11 protein-coding genes are annotated in these 17756 nt (G+C 62.6%); 3 read left to right on the top strand and 8 right to left on the bottom strand.

The window, feature by feature from the left end:
* Positions 1–40: 40 nt before the first annotated feature.
* Positions 41–1336 (top strand): adenylosuccinate synthase, encoded by a 1296-nt coding sequence (locus tag BUA41_RS00255; protein ID WP_072818476.1) that lies wholly within the window; start codon positions 41–43, stop codon positions 1334–1336.
* 73 nt (positions 1337–1409) lie between these two features.
* Here BUA41_RS00255 and BUA41_RS00250 read toward each other — a convergent pair whose 3' ends face one another.
* From BUA41_RS00250 to BUA41_RS00215, 8 genes are all read right to left on the bottom strand, one after another.
* A complete protein-coding gene (locus BUA41_RS00250) occupies positions 1410–4196 on the bottom strand; it encodes a tetratricopeptide repeat protein (RefSeq protein ID WP_072818474.1) in 2787 nt (928 codons plus the stop codon).
* An 87-nt stretch (positions 4197–4283) separates the two neighbouring features.
* The gene (locus BUA41_RS00245; RefSeq protein ID WP_072818472.1) at positions 4284–6188 is read right to left on the bottom strand and encodes a tetratricopeptide repeat protein; all 1905 of its coding nucleotides are present in this window, start codon (positions 6186–6188) and stop codon (positions 4284–4286) included.
* A gap of 40 nt (positions 6189–6228) precedes the next feature.
* Positions 6229–7419: an alginate lyase family protein gene (locus BUA41_RS00240; RefSeq protein WP_139249020.1), complete on the bottom strand. Its 1191-nt coding sequence runs from the start codon at positions 7417–7419 to the stop codon at positions 6229–6231.
* Between the two features lie 177 nt (positions 7420–7596).
* Positions 7597–8946: an alginate lyase family protein gene (locus tag BUA41_RS00235; protein ID WP_245791820.1), complete on the bottom strand. Its 1350-nt coding sequence runs from the start codon at positions 8944–8946 to the stop codon at positions 7597–7599.
* Complete coding sequence (locus BUA41_RS00230) at positions 8900–9823, bottom strand: polysaccharide lyase (protein ID WP_245791819.1); 924 nt, start codon at positions 9821–9823, stop codon at positions 8900–8902. The genes BUA41_RS00235 and BUA41_RS00230 overlap by 47 nt, the downstream gene beginning before the upstream one ends.
* A 51-nt stretch (positions 9824–9874) precedes the next feature.
* A complete protein-coding gene (locus BUA41_RS00225) occupies positions 9875–11455 on the bottom strand; it encodes a PilZ domain-containing protein (RefSeq protein WP_072818464.1) in 1581 nt (526 codons plus the stop codon).
* A gap of 40 nt (positions 11456–11495) precedes the next feature.
* Complete coding sequence (locus BUA41_RS00220; protein WP_072818461.1) at positions 11496–13427, bottom strand: glycosyltransferase; 1932 nt, start codon at positions 13425–13427, stop codon at positions 11496–11498.
* A 333-nt stretch (positions 13428–13760) separates the two neighbouring features.
* Complete coding sequence (locus BUA41_RS00215) at positions 13761–15107, bottom strand: UDP-glucose dehydrogenase family protein (RefSeq protein ID WP_072818459.1); 1347 nt, start codon at positions 15105–15107, stop codon at positions 13761–13763.
* Positions 15108–15643: 536 nt separating this feature from the next.
* On the opposite strand from BUA41_RS00215, the gene BUA41_RS00210 reads away from it, so the two are divergent.
* Together BUA41_RS00210 and sufB are read left to right on the top strand one after the other, a co-directional pair.
* Entirely contained in the window at positions 15644–16147 is a 504-nt protein-coding gene (locus tag BUA41_RS00210) for an SUF system Fe-S cluster assembly regulator (RefSeq protein WP_072818456.1), read from the top strand.
* An 18-nt stretch (positions 16148–16165) separates the two neighbouring features.
* Positions 16166–17608 (top strand): Fe-S cluster assembly protein SufB, encoded by a 1443-nt coding sequence (gene sufB / locus BUA41_RS00205; protein ID WP_072818453.1) that lies wholly within the window; start codon positions 16166–16168, stop codon positions 17606–17608.
* Positions 17609–17756 lie beyond the last annotated feature (148 nt).

Here is a 17756-nt window from a genome sequence, read left to right as displayed (position 1 = left end):
GCGAGCGCTCCATTCAGAGATTGATCGAGAGAAAAGAGCAATGGGCAAGAATGTAGTCGTGTTGGGTACCCAGTGGGGCGACGAAGGCAAGGGCAAGGTCGTCGATCTGCTCACCGAGTCGGCCACGGCGGTGGTGCGTTTCCAGGGCGGGCACAACGCCGGCCATACACTGGTCATCGACGGCGAGAAGACCGTACTGCACCTGATCCCCTCGGGCATCCTGCGGGAGGACAAGACCTGCGTCATCGGTAACGGCGTGGTGCTCTCGCCCGAGGCACTGATCAAGGAGATCCATGAACTCGAGGCCAAGGGCGTGCCGGTACGCGAGCGGCTGCGGCTATCGCCCGCGTGCCCACTGATCCTCTCGTACCACGTACGCCTCGACCAGGCCCGCGAAAAGGCGCGTGGCGTCGCCAAGATCGGCACCACCGGGCGCGGCATCGGCCCCGCCTACGAGGACAAGGTCTCGCGGCGTGGCCTGCGGCTCGGCGACCTGCTGCATCGCGAGCGCTTCGCTTCCAAGCTCGGCGAGGTGCTGGATTATCACAACTTCGTCCTCCAGCATTACCACGGCGAGGCGCCGGTCGACTTCCAGCAGGTGCTCGATGAGGCGATGAGCATGGCCGAAGAGTTGCGTCCGATGGTCTGCGATACCGTCAGCCTCGTGCACGAAATGCGCAAGGCCGGGGAAAACATCCTCTTCGAGGGCGCCCAGGGTTCGTTGCTCGATATCGACCACGGGACCTACCCCTTCGTCACCAGCTCGAATACCACCGCCGGGGGCACCGCCACCGGCTCCGGGGTAGGGCCGTTGTATCTGGATTACGTGCTGGGCATCACCAAGGCCTATACCACCCGGGTCGGGTCGGGCCCCTTCCCCACGGAGCTCTTCGACGAATTCGGCCGCCATCTGGCCGAGCGTGGCCACGAGTTCGGCGCCACGACAGGGCGACCGCGGCGCTGCGGCTGGTTCGATGCCGTCGCCCTGCGCCATGCGGTGCAGATCAATTCCGTTTCGGGTCTCTGCCTGACGAAGCTCGACGTGCTCGATGGTCTCGAGACCATCCGGGTCTGTGTCGGCTATCGCAGCAAGGACGGTGAAAGGCTCGATACGCCCGTCGATTCGGAAGGCTACGAGGCGGTAGAGCCCATTTACCGGGACCTGCCCGGCTGGAGCGAGTCGACGCTGGGCGTCAAGCGCGTCGAGGAACTGCCGGCCGCGGCACGTTCCTATATCAGCTTCCTGGAAGAGCAGACCGGCACGCCGATCGATATCATCTCGACGGGCCCCGACCGTAACGAGACCATCGTGCTGCGCAACCCGTTCACGGGATGAAGCGGGTGTCACCGTGACGAAAAAGCCGGCGATTCGCCGGCTTTTTCGTTGCTGCTTCCCTTCACGGCCGGGGCTAGCCTGCCTGGGCCGCCTCCCGGGCCGCCTCGATGGCCTTCGGGTCCTGCAGCAGTTCGCGCATGGTCTGCAGGGCGATCTGACTGTCGCCATCGATTACCTTGTCCAGCCATAACAGGGCCTGCGACTGATCGACACCTTCCAGGCCGTTGGCCATCAGGTAGGCCTTGGCCAATGCCAGCCGCGCGGTGCGATTGCCACTGCTGGCCGCCTGGAATAGCAATTCGGCGCCACGCTCGGGATCCAGCTCCAGCGCTTCGCCTTGGAGATATTCACTGCCCAGGGCCGACTGGGCGCCGGCATGGCCCGACTCGGCGGCCTCGGTCATCAACCGCTGGCCCCGCTCCACGTCCTTGGGCAGGCCTGCGGTACCATAGATCAGCGCGTGGCCAAACAGCGACTTGGCCCAGGGGTCGCCGGACTCGGCGGCGTAGGAGAGCCATTTCTCGGCGAGTTCGGTGTTCTTCTCGACGCCTTCTCCCTTGAGATAGGCTTCCCCGAGGGCCCGCGCGGCGTAGGGGTTGCCGCTTTCGGCGGCGTCGTTGAGATAGCTCAGCCCCGTCTCGACATCCTTCTCGACATGCTCGCCATTGAGATAGGCCTCGCCCAGGAAGAGCCTGGCGCCGCTGTTGCCATTGCGGGCGGCCTGGCGCAACAGTGCCAGGCCGCGCTCGGGTTCGGCGGGGACCAGTTCACCCTTGAGCAGTATCTCGCCGAGATCGGCGCGTGCCCCGGCGTGGCCGCGGGCCACCGCGCTTCTCAGGTAGTCGATGCCGTAGGTGGTATTGCGCTGGACGCCCTGGCCCTCGAGATACATGCGGCCCAGGGCGGCGGCCGCGCCGGCATGGCCTTCGTCGTAGGCGCGTTCGAACCAGAGGCGCGCCTGGCGGTAGTTCCGGCTCACCCCCCGGCCGTCGAGATAGGCACGGCCAAGATCCGCCATCGCCGCGGGGTCGCCCATCTCGGCGGCACGGATCAGCGCATCGATATCGCCCTGTTCACCCAGTTCGCGGTAGGTGCGCGACAGGGCGTCCTCGGCCGAGTCGTGGCCAGCGTCCCGGGCGCGGCTCAGCCATTGTTGCGAGCGCTGCAGGTCCTGGGGTACCAGCTCGCTGTCGCGATAGGCGCGCCCCAGGACGATCATGGCATAGGCGTCGCCACTGTTGGCGGCTTTCTCCAGCAGCCGTATGCCTTCTCCGGACTCGGTCTGTTCCAGCGCCCCGTCGACATAGGCCTCGCCCAGCTTGGTCATGGCCGTGGTGTCTCCGGCCTCGGCAGCCTGGCGCAACAGCCGTTCGGCTTCCGCCTTGTCGAGCTTGAGCACGTTGCCTTCGAGATAGGCTTCACCGAGCATGCGGGAGGCAAAGATCTGGCCGCGATCGGCGGCATCGGAAAGATACTGGATCGCGCGCACGCCATCCGGCGCGACGCCGTTACCGGTCAGGTAGGCTTCGCCGAGCAGGGCGGTGGCGTACTCGCTGCCGGCCTCGTGGCCGCGTTGCAGGTAGTCGATACCGCGCTGGGGATTGGTTGGCTCGATCTCGGGATCCAGGTAGAGATCACCGAGCACGGCCAGCGCCAGGGGATCGTTCTTGCGCGCCGCTTCTTCGAGCAGCGCGATCCCCCGGTCCGGCTGGCGGGACAGGGTCGTGCCCTCGAGATAAGCGCGGCCGAGGGTGACCTGCGCCAGGGTGGAGCCCTTGGAGGCAGCGCTCTCGAGCCACTGCACCGCGCGTTCCGGGGCCGGTTGAACGCCGTTTTCCCCGAGCAGCGCCTGGCCCAGGTGCTCCATGGCTTCCACGTCACCGGCCTCGGCGGCCTGGGTCAGCATGTCGAGGCCACGCTGGGTATCGCCGGACTCGAGCAGCGCTTCGCCGGCTTCACCCAGTGCCTCGGGATTGCCCGAGTCGGCGGCTCGCAGCAGCCATTCCTGGCGTTTCTGCGGGTCGGGCTTCAACAGTCCGTCCGGCTCGTAGAGCGCCGCCAGCTTCATCATGGCATCGATATCCCCCGCCTGGGCCTGAGGTTCGATCGCTTCGGCATAGCGTTGCGCGTAGCTGCGCGACTGCCCGATATTCTTCTCGGCCCAGCCGCTCGCGCTGTAGGCCTCGGCGAGGGCCTTCATGGCGTTCGGATAGCCCTGGTTGGCGGCCTGTTCATAGAGCTTGATGGCGAGCTGGGGATTGGCTTCGACGCCGATGCCCTTGACCAGCATCTCGGCCAGCAGGGACAGTGAGCTCGGGCCGCCCTGATCCTCGACGGACATCTTGGCCAGACGGTACGCCAGGGTTTCGTTGCGTTCGACGCCGTCGCCGACCATGTAGAGCTCGGCCAGCTTGCGCGCGGCATGCTTGTTGATGGACGAGGGGGTTTCCAGCGTCTCGCCATAGAGAGATGCCGCGCGAGCAGGATCTCGTGGCACGCCGATGCCATCGTCGTATACCTGGGCCAGCTCGTAGTAGGCCGGCGGGTAACCCTGGCGCATCAGGGCGCGGAGCTGTTCGATACCCTCCTCGGTATTGCCCTGCTCGATCTCCTGGCGGGCGAATTCCACCTGGCCCCATTCCATGGAGCCCATATCGGAGGGGCGGCCGCCATCGAACCAGTCGCTGTACCGTGGGTCGACGGCGGGCTCGGGCAGGCTGGAGGTGTCGAGGGTGTCGCCGCTGCCGCCACCTCCGGTAGCGCATCCACCGAGGCCGATCACCACGGCACTGGTGAGGAGCAGGCGCGTGAAGGCGGGGGTGCGCCGACGATGCGAGTGAGTCAATTTCGTACCTTTCATGGTTTTGAGCCTCCCTGGGCGAGACGCGATGCTTCTCGCTACCACTGTTCGAGTTGGGGCATCGACAACGCGGGTTCGTCAGCCTGCCTACTGCAGCGAATCCCTCACCGCCTTGTCGTCTGCCTCGGTTAATAACTGGCGCATGGTCGCGAGGGCCACCTCGCTATCGCCATCGAGTATGTCGTCTAGCCAGAGCACGGCCTGCTCCTGGTTGGCCCCTTCGAGACCGTTGGCCCAGAGGTAGGCCTTGGCCAGGGCCAGGCGCGCACCGGAATGGCCTTGCCGGGCAGCCTGGTAGAGATAACTGGCGCCTTGGTCGGGGTCCTTTTCGAACAGCTCGCCTCTGAGGTACTCGCGACCCAGCAGCGTCTGGGCGCCGGCGTGCTGCTGTTCGGCTGCCTGGGCCAGCAGTTCGCGGCCGCGTGCCACATTCGGCTCGAATCCCTTTTCGCCATAGAGATGTGTCCGTCCGAGGCTGTAGGTGGCGAACGGATTGCCGGCATCGACTGCCTGGGCAAGCCATTTCTCCGCCTGCCGAGGGTCCTGCTCGACGCCCTTGCCCTCCAGATAGGCATCGCCGAGAGAGTGAGCGGCGTCTGCATTGCCGCGTTCGGCTGCGGAACGCAGCAGGCTGATACCGCGCTGGGTATCCTGATTCACGCCATCCCCGGCCAGCAGCAGCTTGCCGAGGTCGATTCGTGCGCCCGCGTGTCCCTGGGCCACGGCACGTTCCAGATAGGCGACCCCCCGGCTGGTATCCTGCGCGACGCCATCACCTCGCAGATACAGTCGGCCCAGGGTGGCTGCCGCACCTGCATGGCCGCCCTCCGAGGCTCGGGATAGCCAGGTGCGCGCCCGGCGATGGTCAGCTTGCAACTCTCCGCCCGGCAGGTAGGCACGACCCAGCGATGCCGCCGCGTTCACCGACCCCTTTTCGGCGGCGGCCTGCAGCCATTGTTCTGCCCGGGCAGGATCGCGCTCGAGCAGGGCCCTGCCCAGGTCCGTCATCGCATAGACATTACCGGCTTCGGCACTGCGGCGCAGCATCTCGAGACCGTGTTGCACATTTCCTTCCTCGAGGGCGATCTCCCCGGCCTTGCCCAGGGAACCGGCATGACCTGCCTCGGCGGCCCGTCTCAGCCAATGACGATAGGCGTCGGGCCTGGGGCCGAGCAGACCGTCTTCGTCATGGAGCCTGGCCAGCGCCGCCAGGGCGTCCTGGTCGTCGGCCCGGGCCTGGACCTGCTTCTCGAGGCCGGTCGCATAACGCTGCGCGTACTCCCGGACAAGCTGATCGTCTCGCTCGAGCCAGCCTCCCGGCGCATGGGCTTCGGCCAGGGCCCTGAACGCCTGGGGATAACCGAGATCGGCAGCGCGGGAATAGAGTGCCTCGGCTTCTTCGGTATTCGCCTCCACGCCACGGCCCTCGACGAGCATCTCGGCAAGCGCTACCAGGGCGCTCGCCCCGGTGTCCCGATCGACCGCCTGGCGAAACAGGTGGTATGCGAGGGTCTCGTTGCGCTCCACGGCCTGGCCGTCCCGGTACAGCCGTCCCAGCCTCAGGGAGGCATTGCCCAGCACGTTCGAGGGGGAGCGAAGCGCCTTGCCGTAATAGATCGCGGCCTTGGCCGGGTCTGGCGGGGTGCCGATACCGTCTTCGTGCAACTTGCCGGCTTCGTAGTAGGCCGGCGAGAACCCTTCGTTCATCATCGGCTGCAGGATACCCACGGCGCGTCTGGCATCGCCCTTTGCCGCGGCCTGGCGGGCGAACTCGATGCGCCCCCAGTCCATCGAGTCCATGTCGACCGGCTGGCCGCCATCGAACCAGTCCCGGTGGGCGGGGGGGATGTCGTCATGCACGGCGGTGTCCCCCGAGCCACCCACTCCCGCGACACAGCCGGCGAGCAGTACCGTGCCCATCGATGCGACGAGCATGGCGAGCCTGCCAGGTGCCGGCACGACGAAACGACTCAGGGCAAGAAACACCATCATGATGACGCCTTCCTGTGGAGTGCCACGGTGGTGAATGGGCTCAATCGGAGAAGACCCTGGTTTCTTCGATCTCTTCGGGTTCCTGCTCTATGATCTCCTGATCCTGGGCATCGGGCTCCATGAAATAGAGGGTTGTGTATCCCCCGGCGCTGCGATTGAAGATGGGCCGCATCGGCTTGATGAATTCGGCAATCCTGGGGTCGTTGAATCGGGACTGGTAGATCTCCATCCAGGCGAAATACTGGTCGTCGTTGAAGAACCCCGTGTACTGTTCCCGTGGCGCGAGGTCACCGAGCGCCGCGGGGTCCTCGAAGATGTCCATGGCGAAGTCGACCGCATCGTGTATGGTCCTGCCGTTGATCTCCAGGTCGAAGATGTCGTAACCCTGACGGGAGATGATCTGCATGTTGGTGATCAGGTAGAGCAGGGCGTAGTTCTGGTAGTGGCTGGCACGCCGCCCGCGTTTCATTTCCAGCCTGAAGGCGCCTTCCTCGGTGAGATCGCTCAGCGCAGAGTAGATCGAACTGATGCCGAAATGGAACAGCTCCTGATCCTCGGTCAGGATACCGACCATGGTGCCGTAGAGCGCCCGACGGTAGAAGTGGTTGTTGCAGCAGCTGTTTCCGGGGCGACCCGGGATGTCCGCATGCTGGTGCGCCAGCCGGTTCAGCCAGTCGTCGATGCGTTCTTTCTCTTCCTGCATGTTCTCGACCCGCGGGCGGGCGATCGAGTAGGCCATGGCGGCGGCGAAGATCATCGACTCCGTCGCGAACCACGCCTGGGGGTGGGAGGAGACGTAGTAGAAGTCCATCAGGCCGTCTTCCCGGGCCCAGTGATCGAGGAAGGACACCAGGCACTCGGCGTAGTAGATGTCATCGCTTGCCACGTAGGCGCCGGCCAGGTTCGAGACGGTATCCTCGAACTGGAACAGCGGGCGCGACGCGAAGCGCCACTCCTCGGGGCTAGGGTAGAAGCCGGGGATGCGAATCTGGTCCGAAAGCGGCGGGATGGCCAGGATCTGCTTGCAGCTGGGGCCGCTCTCGAGCCTGGCGGCCTGCTGCATGAGGATCGGGTTGTCGGTTTCTTGAAGCAGCTCGATGCGCGCTTCCACCTCGAAGTAGGAGGCGTCCGGGTCGGTGACGGTATACTCGGAAAGATCCAACGCCTGGCGCTCCTCGATGGTCATTCCATGGGCGGTGGAAAAACCACCGGCGAACAGGCTTGTCAGCATCAGAAGCGCCGGCAGAACGCCTTTCCCGGCTTTCGGGGTCTCGTGAAGTCCATTTTTCAAGGGCGTAAGGTCCATGTCGTTACTCGTCGTTTGAGATGCCGGACGCTAACGATCAGCGGCGTCAACGATAAAAACGAAAGTCGGCTTTCCATTGCCTGATCACGGTGGTGAAAGGAATTACTCTTCGAAGATACGGGTCGCTTCGATCCTTTCAGGTTCCTTTATGATCTTACGTCTCTGCTCGCTAGGGTCCATGAAGTAAAGGCTCATATAGCCGCCTGCACTACGGTTGTAGACAGGGCGCATCGGCTTGATGAGTTCGCTCAATTGAGGCTTGTCGAAGCGCGAGAGATAAATCTCCATCCAGGAAAAATACTGATCGTCCTTGAGGAACCCCTCGTACTGTTCCAGCGGTGCGAGATCACCCAAGGCAGCGGGATCGTCGATGATTTCCAGAGCGAAATCGATCGCATCGTGAATCGTCTTTCCATCGACTTCCAGCTCGAAAATGTCGTAACCCTGACGCGCAATGATCTGCATGTTGGTGATCAAATAGAGCAACGCGTAGTTTTGATAGTGGGTGGCGCGGCGTCCGCGCTTCATTTCCAACCGAAAGGCACTCTCCTGGGTAAGATCGCTGAGCGCCGAATAGACCGCGCTGATGCCGAAGCGGAACAGCTCCTGATCCTCGGTCAAGACGCCGACCATGGTGGCGTAGAGGGCACGACGATAGAAGTGGTTGTTGCAGCAGCTGCTCTGGATACCGCCAGGGATGCTCGAATGCTGGTGGGCCAAGCGATTCAGCCACCCGTTCACGCGCGCGATTTCTTCGTCCATGCCCTCGACCTGAGGCCGTACGATCGAGTAGGCCATGGCGGCGGCGAAGATCATCGACTCCGTCCCGAACCAGGCCTGCGGTTCATCCCAGTGGTAATAAAAATCCATCAAGGCGTCTGCTTGAGCCCACTGATCCAGGAAAGAGACCAGACACTCGGCGTAGTAAACGTCGTTACTGGCCACATAGGTGCCGGCAAGGTTGGAGACCGTGTCTTCGAACTGAAAGAGCGGGCGCGTCGCAAAGCGCCACTCCTCCGGGCTGGGATAAAAGCCGGGAATGCGAATCTGATCCTTCAGCGGGGGCAGGGCCATCTTCTGTTGGCAACTGGGGCCCTTGATCAGCCGCGTGACCTGGTGCATGAGCATCGGATTGTTCGTCTCCTGCAGTAGGTCGATGCGCTCCTGTACATCGAAGTAAGAGGCATCGGGACGCTTGACGGTATACTCCGAAAGATCCAGCTTCTGGCGCGCTTCATAGGTCATGGCGTGGGTCGTCGAGACGATGGGGGCAAGAAAGGCCACTAGCGTAAGACCCTTGAAAAATGCTTTCCCGCCCTGTGCGATGGGGCCAATTCCGTTTTGTGACAACATGGCGTCGTGCATCCTCCGTGACAAAAATGTGCAACGGTGCCATGGCTCAGCCTCACGGTCGGAAGAAGCGAAAATCGGCAAAATCGGCGATTTGGTCACGCGGTGTGCGCCACTCCTCGCCATGGCCACCGAAGAATGTCGAGAACATCAAGCCATCGACATAGATGCGATCATGAGTGCGATAGACGATGTCTTGCTGTTCAAGTACAGGATGCCCATCGATCCAGACACGTGCGATACCATTTTTTTGGTCGGGGTCGTTTAGAATGATTTCATTCTCGATGGTCACCCACTCGCCGGTCGGGAAAGTCCAGCGGCCGCGACCCACGGATTTGCCGTAGTCTGCGTCCTTGATGACATACTCATAAAGTTCACCCTGGCCCTCTTCACGCCACATGAAACGCACGGAAAAGCCGCTGTCACCCGTGACTTCTTCACCCCCGCTGGGGCCGACCCCGCCGTAGAGTCCCGGCAGTTTTCCGCCCTTGACGAAGTCGAAGCCACGCTCGAAGCGCACCTTGTACTGCAGACAGGCGCTTTCGGCCTCGGCCAACCCGTCGATGGTCGCGTAGAAGCCGGCACCGCCCTCGCCGTTGTCGCTGGGGGCGGAGGTACCTTTCGGATAGTGAACCCGCAGCGCCGTTTCATTCAGCCCTGCTTGCTGGGGAGACAAGACCTCGACGTTCTCGCGGGTGCCCCAGTCGTCGTTGGTGCCGTAGCCCATGCGTACGGCTTCCTTGCCATCCCTGGGGTTGGGTGGCGGTGCCGGGTCGGCTACCAGCTCGTAGCGCTCCGAACAGGGCGCCACCTGGGGTGTAGTCAGCTTGGGCTTGTCGCCACCGTCGTCGGCGCTGGCCAAGCCGGGAAGTGCCACCAGCAGGCTTGTCGCCAGGGCCAGATCGAACAGGGGATGACACGACACCCGAGCGGGGCGGCGCGTGCGGATGTTGCTGTGGTCAGGATGAAAATCCGACATTCGACTCTCCTGGATGCTGACTCATCGCCAAAAGGTATGAGATGTCAGTGATCAAGCGCTGTCTTCGCTGATCTGCTCCTCGACGGCCTCTTCACTATCCACCGCTTCAGGGTTGTCGGCGCCGAAGAGGCGCATCGTCTGCTGGACGACGGCGCGGCCTCCCTGCCAGATCCACTCCACGGCGTTGTCGATCACCGGAGCTTCACTGAACCGGACGTCGACAGGAATACCGACTGCGCTGGCCGGAAGAGGTTCCTCCGGGACCAGCAGCACACTGGCGACGTTCTGCTGCTGGCGTACCCATTTCGGAAAGCCGGCCCGGGGCTGGCTCTCGACGTCCAGGGCGACGGTGCGCACCGTGGCCTCGATGGGCTCGGAAGCGTTGGGCAGGGCGATGTAGGCCTTCTGGTGCGGCTGGATGCGGGCGATGTCGCTCATGTGCACCAGGGCTTCCGCCATGATGTCGTTCTCGCCCGTCTGCAGCAGCGTCATGATGCGTTCGCTTTCATTGATATAGACGCCGCCGGCGCTGCTCAGTGCCCAGGCGACCTGGCAATCGCATGGACTGTAGATGGTGTTGGCGGCCATCTGCGCTTCCAGGGCATCGATGCGCGAACTCTCGTAGTCCCGAGCGGTCTCGAACTGCTCGATCCTGGCCTGGGCGATCTCCGGCGAAACGGTTTCGTAGCTGCTCGGCTCGCCACCGGAAGGTGTCGTCGAGTCGGACATGAGCACATCGCTGTTGCCTTCGATGGCTTCCTGCATGTTCTTGATCAGCTGCTGGTTGTAGGTATGCGAGGCCTTGGCCAGGATCAGGTCGGTCTGCAGCTGACTGTTGATGACCGTGGTGAGCTTCTGGTCGCGATCCACCTTGTCGCCGGCCTTGAGGCCATGCTCCGCCAGGATGCCCGGGCCCGGCGCGCGAATGTCGATGCGCGGCGCGGTGACGGCGGCGAAGCTGGGTTCGATCAGCATGAAGTTGCGGTAGGCCGTGGCGGCAATGACTGCCAGCAGGGTCACCCCGGCGAGAATCAGCAGGGCATATCTGCCCTTGGGCTTCTTGCGCTGTGGAGCGGGGCGCGGCGCGGCGGACTGGTCCCGCTTGCGTGGCGTCTGGGGGTCCTCGCGCTCGATCAGGTCTTCCACCGCGGCGTAGCGGCCACTCAGGTGCGAGCGGATGATTCGGCGCAGCAGCTCGCGGTGGCGCTGATCGATCTTGGTGATCTCGAAGGCTGTCTCGTGGCTCTTGCCCTGGCGTTCGGCATGGCTGCGCAGCGCACGCGCGGTGACCGGGACGATCAGTTCCGCCGAGCCTGCCATCAGCAGCAAGGACACCTGGACCACCTGGTCGGGCTCGACCGGACGGTCGGTGTGAATCGAGAATCCGCCCAGGGAGAGATCCTCCCCCGGCAGGGTATGACCGTCCTCGAAACGGACCTGGAAGGGGGCGTGCACGCGGACATGCTGGCGTTCGTCGCGACGCTCGTGGCTCAACTGGCCTTCCCGGGCGCTGCGTTCTTCGTGCTCCTGCCGCTGGTTCCCCGCATCGTCGGTGTCTCTCGACGGGCGCGAGGAGCCAATGGTGGGTTCGCTGCGCTTGTGGTCATCGTTGGTGATATGTTCGTCGGCCATAAGTGGTACCCTTCGTCTGAAATCTGTGTCATCCGGTGTGTCATGCTTGCGCTGAGCGCAGCCGTATTTCCATATCGATCAGCTCGATCGGGCCTGCCTCGGTCGTCAAGGTGCAATGGTCCTGCGCTTTGCAGACCATGCGCTTGGTTTCGCTGAGAGGGCGGTCGTTCTGGTCATGCACGCGGTCGGCGATCGCGTCATCGACCAGCAAGACGGTGGCAGGCTTGTCGCCGTTTCCTACCATGCTGCCGGCACGTATCTTCTCGAGCTTGCCCAGTTCCTCTGTAAGCGAGGCGTCCAGGATCACCCTGCCCGCCGGGAGGCGTACCTGCCCCCCCTCGGGGGTATCGGCCAGGGCAAGGGCTATCCAGTAACTGTCACCTTCCTGCTGTTCCTCTGCCTGGCTTTGGCCAAGCCCGAGCTCGTCCTGGAGGATGGCCATGGAGGTCCGATCGGGGGGAGCCATGACACCCACGGCGACGATCAGCACCGTGAGCAGGCCGCCGAAATAGAGTGCATGCATCAGGTGACCGAGCAGGCGCTGGCGACGCGCGGCCCGGGGATCGTCCGGCTCCCCCGCGGAGATGCCCTGGCGTGACCAGGACTGGCGGTTGAAGCGAAAGCTGATGTAGGTCTTGAGCAAGGCACCGCCGACCTGGTTGTAGTAGAGCAGAGGCACCCAGAGCAGGCTGAAGCGTCCGCGCTGCCAGGCCAGCACGGAGGACGCGATGCTGCGGGTGAACAGCACCCAGAGCAGATAGGCGAAGATGAACGAGGGACGCACGAACAGCGTCACCAGGATGGCGACCGTAGGCCCGATCAGGGTGGTCCACATCGACAGGCGCTGGTCGACCAGGCTCCACCAGGTGAAGAATCCCATCGTGCGCGGACCCAGGCCGATGGCCCGGCCGCTGGTTCTGAACATGTTGCCGAACCAGCGTCGCATCAGGTCGATGGTCGACTTGAAGAAGCGATCCTTGTCGGGCAGCTCCTCGAACCCCGAGACGTTGACATCGGGAATATAGAGCATCTTCCAGCGGTTCTTGAGCAACCAGTACCAGGTGGACTTGTCGTCCCCGGAAAGGAACTTGAAGTTGCCGAAGCGCCAATGCTCGACGTGATCGTTCTCGACCAAGTCGATGAATTCCGGCTCCGTCGCCAGCTCGGCACGGAAGGCACTGTAGCGCCCGGTCAGCACCAGCAGGCGTTCCGAGAGGGACATCGAGCTCATCACCAGATGGCGCTGGGCGTAGCGCAGGTCGTACCACTCCTTGGTGACGTCGCCGCCGTTGACGATGGCCTTGTTGTTGGTGGTCAGCGCTCCCAGGCTTTCGTCGATGAGGAAGAACGACAACGAGCGGGGGAGGGTGCCCGGTTCGATCTGGATGTCGCCATCCATGGAGACCAGCAGCGAACGATGGGTCGGCATGCGCCGCGAGATGGCCCGCAGCACCTCTGCCATCGCCGAGCGCTTGCCATCCCCCTTCTGAAACATGTAGCTGACCTCGATGTTGCCGGGCCAGCCGTTCTCGGCCATGACATGGTCGATGACATCGATATCGCTGCGGTCGGAGATGGCCGCGAAGATGGTTGTCGGCACCCCGTAGTCGTGGGCATCCTTGATCAGCGCATCGTAGACGGCAAACGTCACCTCCGGCTCGATGCGAAAGGAGGTGCACAGCACGTAGAGCGCATCCGGCTTTTCGATGGCACCAAGCGCATCGGCCTGGGCGCGCAAGTCGGGAAAGACGCGACGGTTGTACCAGACCGAGCGTATCGCCTGGACGAACCACCAGGAATAGCGCCATGCGCCGATGATCCCGATCGCCAGGATGAAGCTCTTCGACTCCGGGGAGAACACTTCGCTGGGAAGTTCGAAAAACAGAATCACCAGCAGCGCCGCTGCGAACAAGAAAGCCGTGAGTTCTGTGATCCAGCTGGCTCCCGAGGATCCAGATTGGAAATCGTTCATGTAGAACCTTCCTGGTTGCCGTTGCTGTGCAAATGCGACGATGTCATTTGCCGCCGGCACTGATTCCAATGTTGGGTGTACAAGTTGATGCTTTTGAATCAACTCCGAACGAGCAGTCAGGCCGCCCGCCCCACGAGGGCAATATCAGATCTTGATGAGAGCACCATGCATAAGCCATTCTGCCCGGGAAGGAATGTTCTTCCCCCCGCGCACTGGGCGCTGACCCATTAGTGTGTCGCTGTTGGCTGACCATCGCTTCGCTACATCACCGCCGGCCACGCGGCTTCTCGGTTGCGAGAAGCCGATGTTGGCCAGCGGTCGTGCGGCACCGGCTCAGTAAGTCACCTTGCGTAGCGACTCACCACGCCCCATGGCAAAATAGAGAAGCCCGGCAGACTTGACGGTGTCGGGGTCGAACAGGTTCCTGCCATCGACGATGACCGGGGTGTTCAGCTTCTGCTTCACGAAATCGAAATCGACGGTGCGGAACGCCTTCCATTCCGTGCAGATGACCAGAGCGTCGGCCCCTTCCAGGGCATCGTCGCGCTTGTCGGTGATCGTCAGGTCGTCGCGCTCGCCATAGATGCGCTTGCATTCCCTGCTGGCTTCGGGATCGAAGGCCTGAACCTTGGCACCGGCCTTCCAGAGGGACTCCATCAGCTCGCGGCTGGGCGCCTCGCGCATATCGTCGGTATTGGGCTTGAAAGCCAATCCCCATAAGGCGATGGTCTTGCCCTCGAGATCGTTGTCGAAGGCCTGGACGAGCTTCTGGAATAGCTTGCCCTTCTGTCGCTTGTTGACTGATTCCACGGCATTGAGCAGCTCGGCGTTGTAGCCGACGTCGCTGGCCGCGCGTGCCAGAGCCTGGACGTCCTTGGGAAAGCAGGAGCCACCATACCCGCAGCCGGGATAGATGAAGTGATAGCCGATGCGTGGATCGCTGCCGATGCCATGCCGCACCTGTTCGATGTCGGCGCCCAGGGTCTCGGCCAGGTTGGCGACCTCGTTCATGAAACTGATCTTGGTGGCCAGCATGGCGTTGGCGGCATACTTGGTCAGCTCGGCACAACGCACGTCCATGAACATCAGCTTTTCATGGTTGCGGTTATAGGGGGAATAGCATTCGCGCATGGCCCTCTTCACGCGCTCGGAATCGGTGCCGACGATGATGCGGGCACCCTTCGAGAAATCTTCGACCGCGGCGCCTTCCTTGAGGAATTCGGGGTTCGAGCAGACATCGTATTCGAGTTCGACACCGCGCTGCTTGAGAACCTTGTCGATGGCGGCACTGACCTTGTCGGCCGTACCCACGGGAACCGTGGACTTGTCGATGACGATCTTGTAGTCCTGCATGTGGGTGGCGATGGTCTCGGCCACCTTGAGCACGTACTTGAGATCGGCACTGCCGTCTTCATCGGGAGGGGTGCCGACGGCAATGAACTGCAGGAGACCGAAATTGACGGCCATCTCCGCATCCGTGGTAAAACGGAGGCGACCGGCATCCATGTTGGTGCGGATCATCGGTTCCAGGCCGGGTTCGTAGATGGGGACTTCGCCGGCATTGAGCCTTGCGACCTTGTCCTCGTCGACATCGACGCAGACGATTTCGTGGCCTGCATCGGCAAGGCAAGTCCCGGTGACTAGCCCAACGTAACCCGAACCGAATATAGTGATCTTCATGGCCCCTCCATGGGTGGTTGAATGGATTCAGTTAAGAGTGGATTGGTTTTCTAACACTGTTCGTTATCTATATGCAAAAAATTCTTCTGCCAGTTTCAGGCATATGAATACGGGCTTGCAGCCGAACTTGTATCGGTTAGCGAGCAATAAGTCATTCGATCCGCTATCAGCAAGCGCACGTAGGCATGATTGACCACAAGACTAGAGACCTTAGTTGAAGGCGTCAAACCCGGCGTAACCTCGACACAGAGTGGTAATTGTGTGTCCGCTCCCTGGCCAAGTACTTCAAGGATGGCGTTTTGCGGCGGTGATATTGCCGTGGGCCGTCTCACAGGGCATCACGCACTGGAACCAATGTTTACTCAAAATAACAAGTTCAGAACGCTGACGACACTCTACCAGCACATTGTTGCTTTTTCATGACATTCGGCGCGGCCGGACGGCCCCGCAGGGCCAGCGTTTCGATGTCCGGGCTTCACAATCCGGCGATACAGGACTAAAATGGTCCACATTATCCTGTTCGCCGAGGTTCAAGCGTGCTGAAGCTATCCAAGCTGACCGATTACGCAGCCGTCGTGATGGCACAGATTGCTCGCCATCCGGACCAGCCTCACGCTGCAACCGAACTGGCCGAAGCGGTCAAGCTACCACGCCCGACGGTGAGCAAGACGTTGAAGATGTTGGTGCGGGCCGGCTTGCTTGTGTCGCAGCGTGGTGTTCAAGGCGGCTACCACCTGGCGCGCCCGGCGTCGCAGATCAGTGCCAGCGACATCATCGCGGCCATCGAAGGCCCGGTGGCGATGACCGAATGCAGCCATGCCGATGGCGAGTGCGATCTTTTCGGCAGCTGCGGCGTGGCCAGCAACTGGCAACGAGTGTCCTTGGCCGTGGGGACGCTGCTCGACAGCGTGACCCTGGCGCATCTGGCACAGTCCGCCCCCATCAAGTTACCCGTTCAATTACCCATACAGAGTGTGACTCTGGCCGAAGTGGCCGAAGTCGAGCACCGCCTTGAGGTCGAAGAAGACCCACTAGCATAAGCCCGGAGGGGAAAAGACATGGCTACCGAGGAAATGGAGCAGCTTGTTCGGCGCGAATACACCCAGGGGTTCGTGACCGACATCGAAAGCGACACCGTACCGCCGGGTCTGGATGAGAGCGTGATCGCCTTCATCTCGCAGAAGAAAGGCGAGCCGGAGTGGATGCTGGAGTGGCGGCTCGATGCCTATCGCCAGTGGCTGAAGATGAAGGAGCCCTCCTGGGCGCACCTGAACTATCCGCCCATCGACTACCAGGCGATTTCCTACTACAGCGCACCGAAAAAGCCCGAGGATCGACCGCAGAGCCTCGACGAAGTCGACCCCAAGCTGCTCGAGACCTACGAGAAGCTGGGCATCCCGTTGCATGAGAGGGCGGCCCTTGCCGGGGTGGCGGTCGACGCGGTCTTCGATTCGGTATCGGTGACCACCACCTTCAAGGAAAAGCTTGCCGAGGCCGGGGTGATCTTCTGTTCGATCTCCGAGGCGATTCGCGACTACCCCGACCTGATCAAGCAATACCTGGGTAGCGTGGTGCCCAAGGGGGACAACTTCTTCGCGGCGCTCAATTCCGCGGTCTTCACCGACGGGTCTTTCGTCTTCGTGCCCGAGGGGGTCACCTGCCCGATGGAGCTGTCGACCTACTTTCGGATCAATGCCGCCAACACCGGCCAGTTCGAGCGCACCCTGATCATCTGCGAGAAACAGGCCCAGGTCTCCTACCTGGAAGGCTGCACCGCGCCGCAGCGCGACGAGAACCAGCTGCATGCCGCCATCGTCGAGCTGGTGGCCCTGGAAGATGCCTACATCAAGTACTCCACGGTGCAGAACTGGTATCCCGGCGACGAGGATGGCAAGGGCGGCATCTACAACTTCGTCACCAAGCGGGCCGACTGTCGCGGCGATCGTTCCAAGGTGTCCTGGACCCAGGTCGAGACCGGTTCCGCCATCACCTGGAAGTACCCCTCCTGCGTGCTGCGCGGCAAGGACAGCGTCGGCGAGTTCTATTCCGTCGCGGTGACCAACGGGCGCCAGCAGGCCGACACCGGCACCAAGATGATCCATATCGGCGAGGGGACCAAGTCGACGATCGTCTCCAAGGGGATCTCCGCCGGCAACAGCGACCAGTCCTACCGTGGCCTGGTCAAGATCGGTCCGCGGGCCAGGCGGGCGCGCAACTTCACCCAGTGTGACTCGCTCCTGATCGGCGATCGCAGCGGCGCGCATACCTTTCCCTACCAGGAGATCGGCAACAGCACCGCGACCGTCGAGCATGAGGCCACCACCTCGAAGATCGGCGAAGACCAGCTGTTCTACTGCCGTCAGCGCGGCATCTCCGAGGAGGACGCGGTGAACATGATCGTCAACGGCTTCTGCAAGGACGTGTTCCAGGAACTGCCGATGGAGTTTGCCGTGGAGGCCGAGGCGCTGCTCAATGTCACGCTCGAGGGTGCGGTTGGTTAAGGCGCTGCTGCGGTAGGAGTCGATTCATGGGCGGTTGAACCATTGCATCGCTCGCTGAAGCGAGCTCCTACGGGGAGATGGAACCGCTGGTCTTGGTAGGAGCCCGATTCATCGGGCGATGGATCGACCTCTCGCTCGCTGAAGCGAG

It is taken from the genome of Modicisalibacter ilicicola DSM 19980 (assembly GCF_900128925.1).
GTDB lineage: Bacteria > Pseudomonadota > Gammaproteobacteria > Pseudomonadales > Halomonadaceae > Modicisalibacter > Modicisalibacter ilicicola.
This window is presented reverse-complemented; position numbering and strand designations above follow the sequence as displayed.

Excerpts from the sequence above, each read along its gene's own strand:
- BUA41_RS00255 (WP_072818476.1), top strand. The coding sequence starts at position 41 with ATGGGCAAGAATGTAGTCGTGTTGGGTACCCAGTGGGGCGACGAAGGC.
- BUA41_RS00250 (WP_072818474.1), bottom strand. The coding sequence starts at position 4,196 with ATGAAAGGTACGAAATTGACTCACTCGCATCGTCGGCGCACCCCCGCC.
- BUA41_RS00245 (WP_072818472.1), bottom strand. The coding sequence starts at position 6,188 with ATGATGGTGTTTCTTGCCCTGAGTCGTTTCGTCGTGCCGGCACCTGGC.
- BUA41_RS00240 (WP_139249020.1), bottom strand. The coding sequence starts at position 7,419 with ATGCTGACAAGCCTGTTCGCCGGTGGTTTTTCCACCGCCCATGGAATG.
- BUA41_RS00230 (WP_245791819.1), bottom strand. The coding sequence starts at position 9,823 with ATGTCGGATTTTCATCCTGACCACAGCAACATCCGCACGCGCCGCCCC.
- BUA41_RS00225 (WP_072818464.1), bottom strand. The coding sequence starts at position 11,455 with ATGGCCGACGAACATATCACCAACGATGACCACAAGCGCAGCGAACCC.
- BUA41_RS00220 (WP_072818461.1), bottom strand. The coding sequence starts at position 13,427 with ATGAACGATTTCCAATCTGGATCCTCGGGAGCCAGCTGGATCACAGAA.
- BUA41_RS00215 (WP_072818459.1), bottom strand. The coding sequence starts at position 15,107 with ATGAAGATCACTATATTCGGTTCGGGTTACGTTGGGCTAGTCACCGGG.
- sufB (WP_072818453.1), top strand. The coding sequence starts at position 16,166 with ATGGCTACCGAGGAAATGGAGCAGCTTGTTCGGCGCGAATACACCCAG.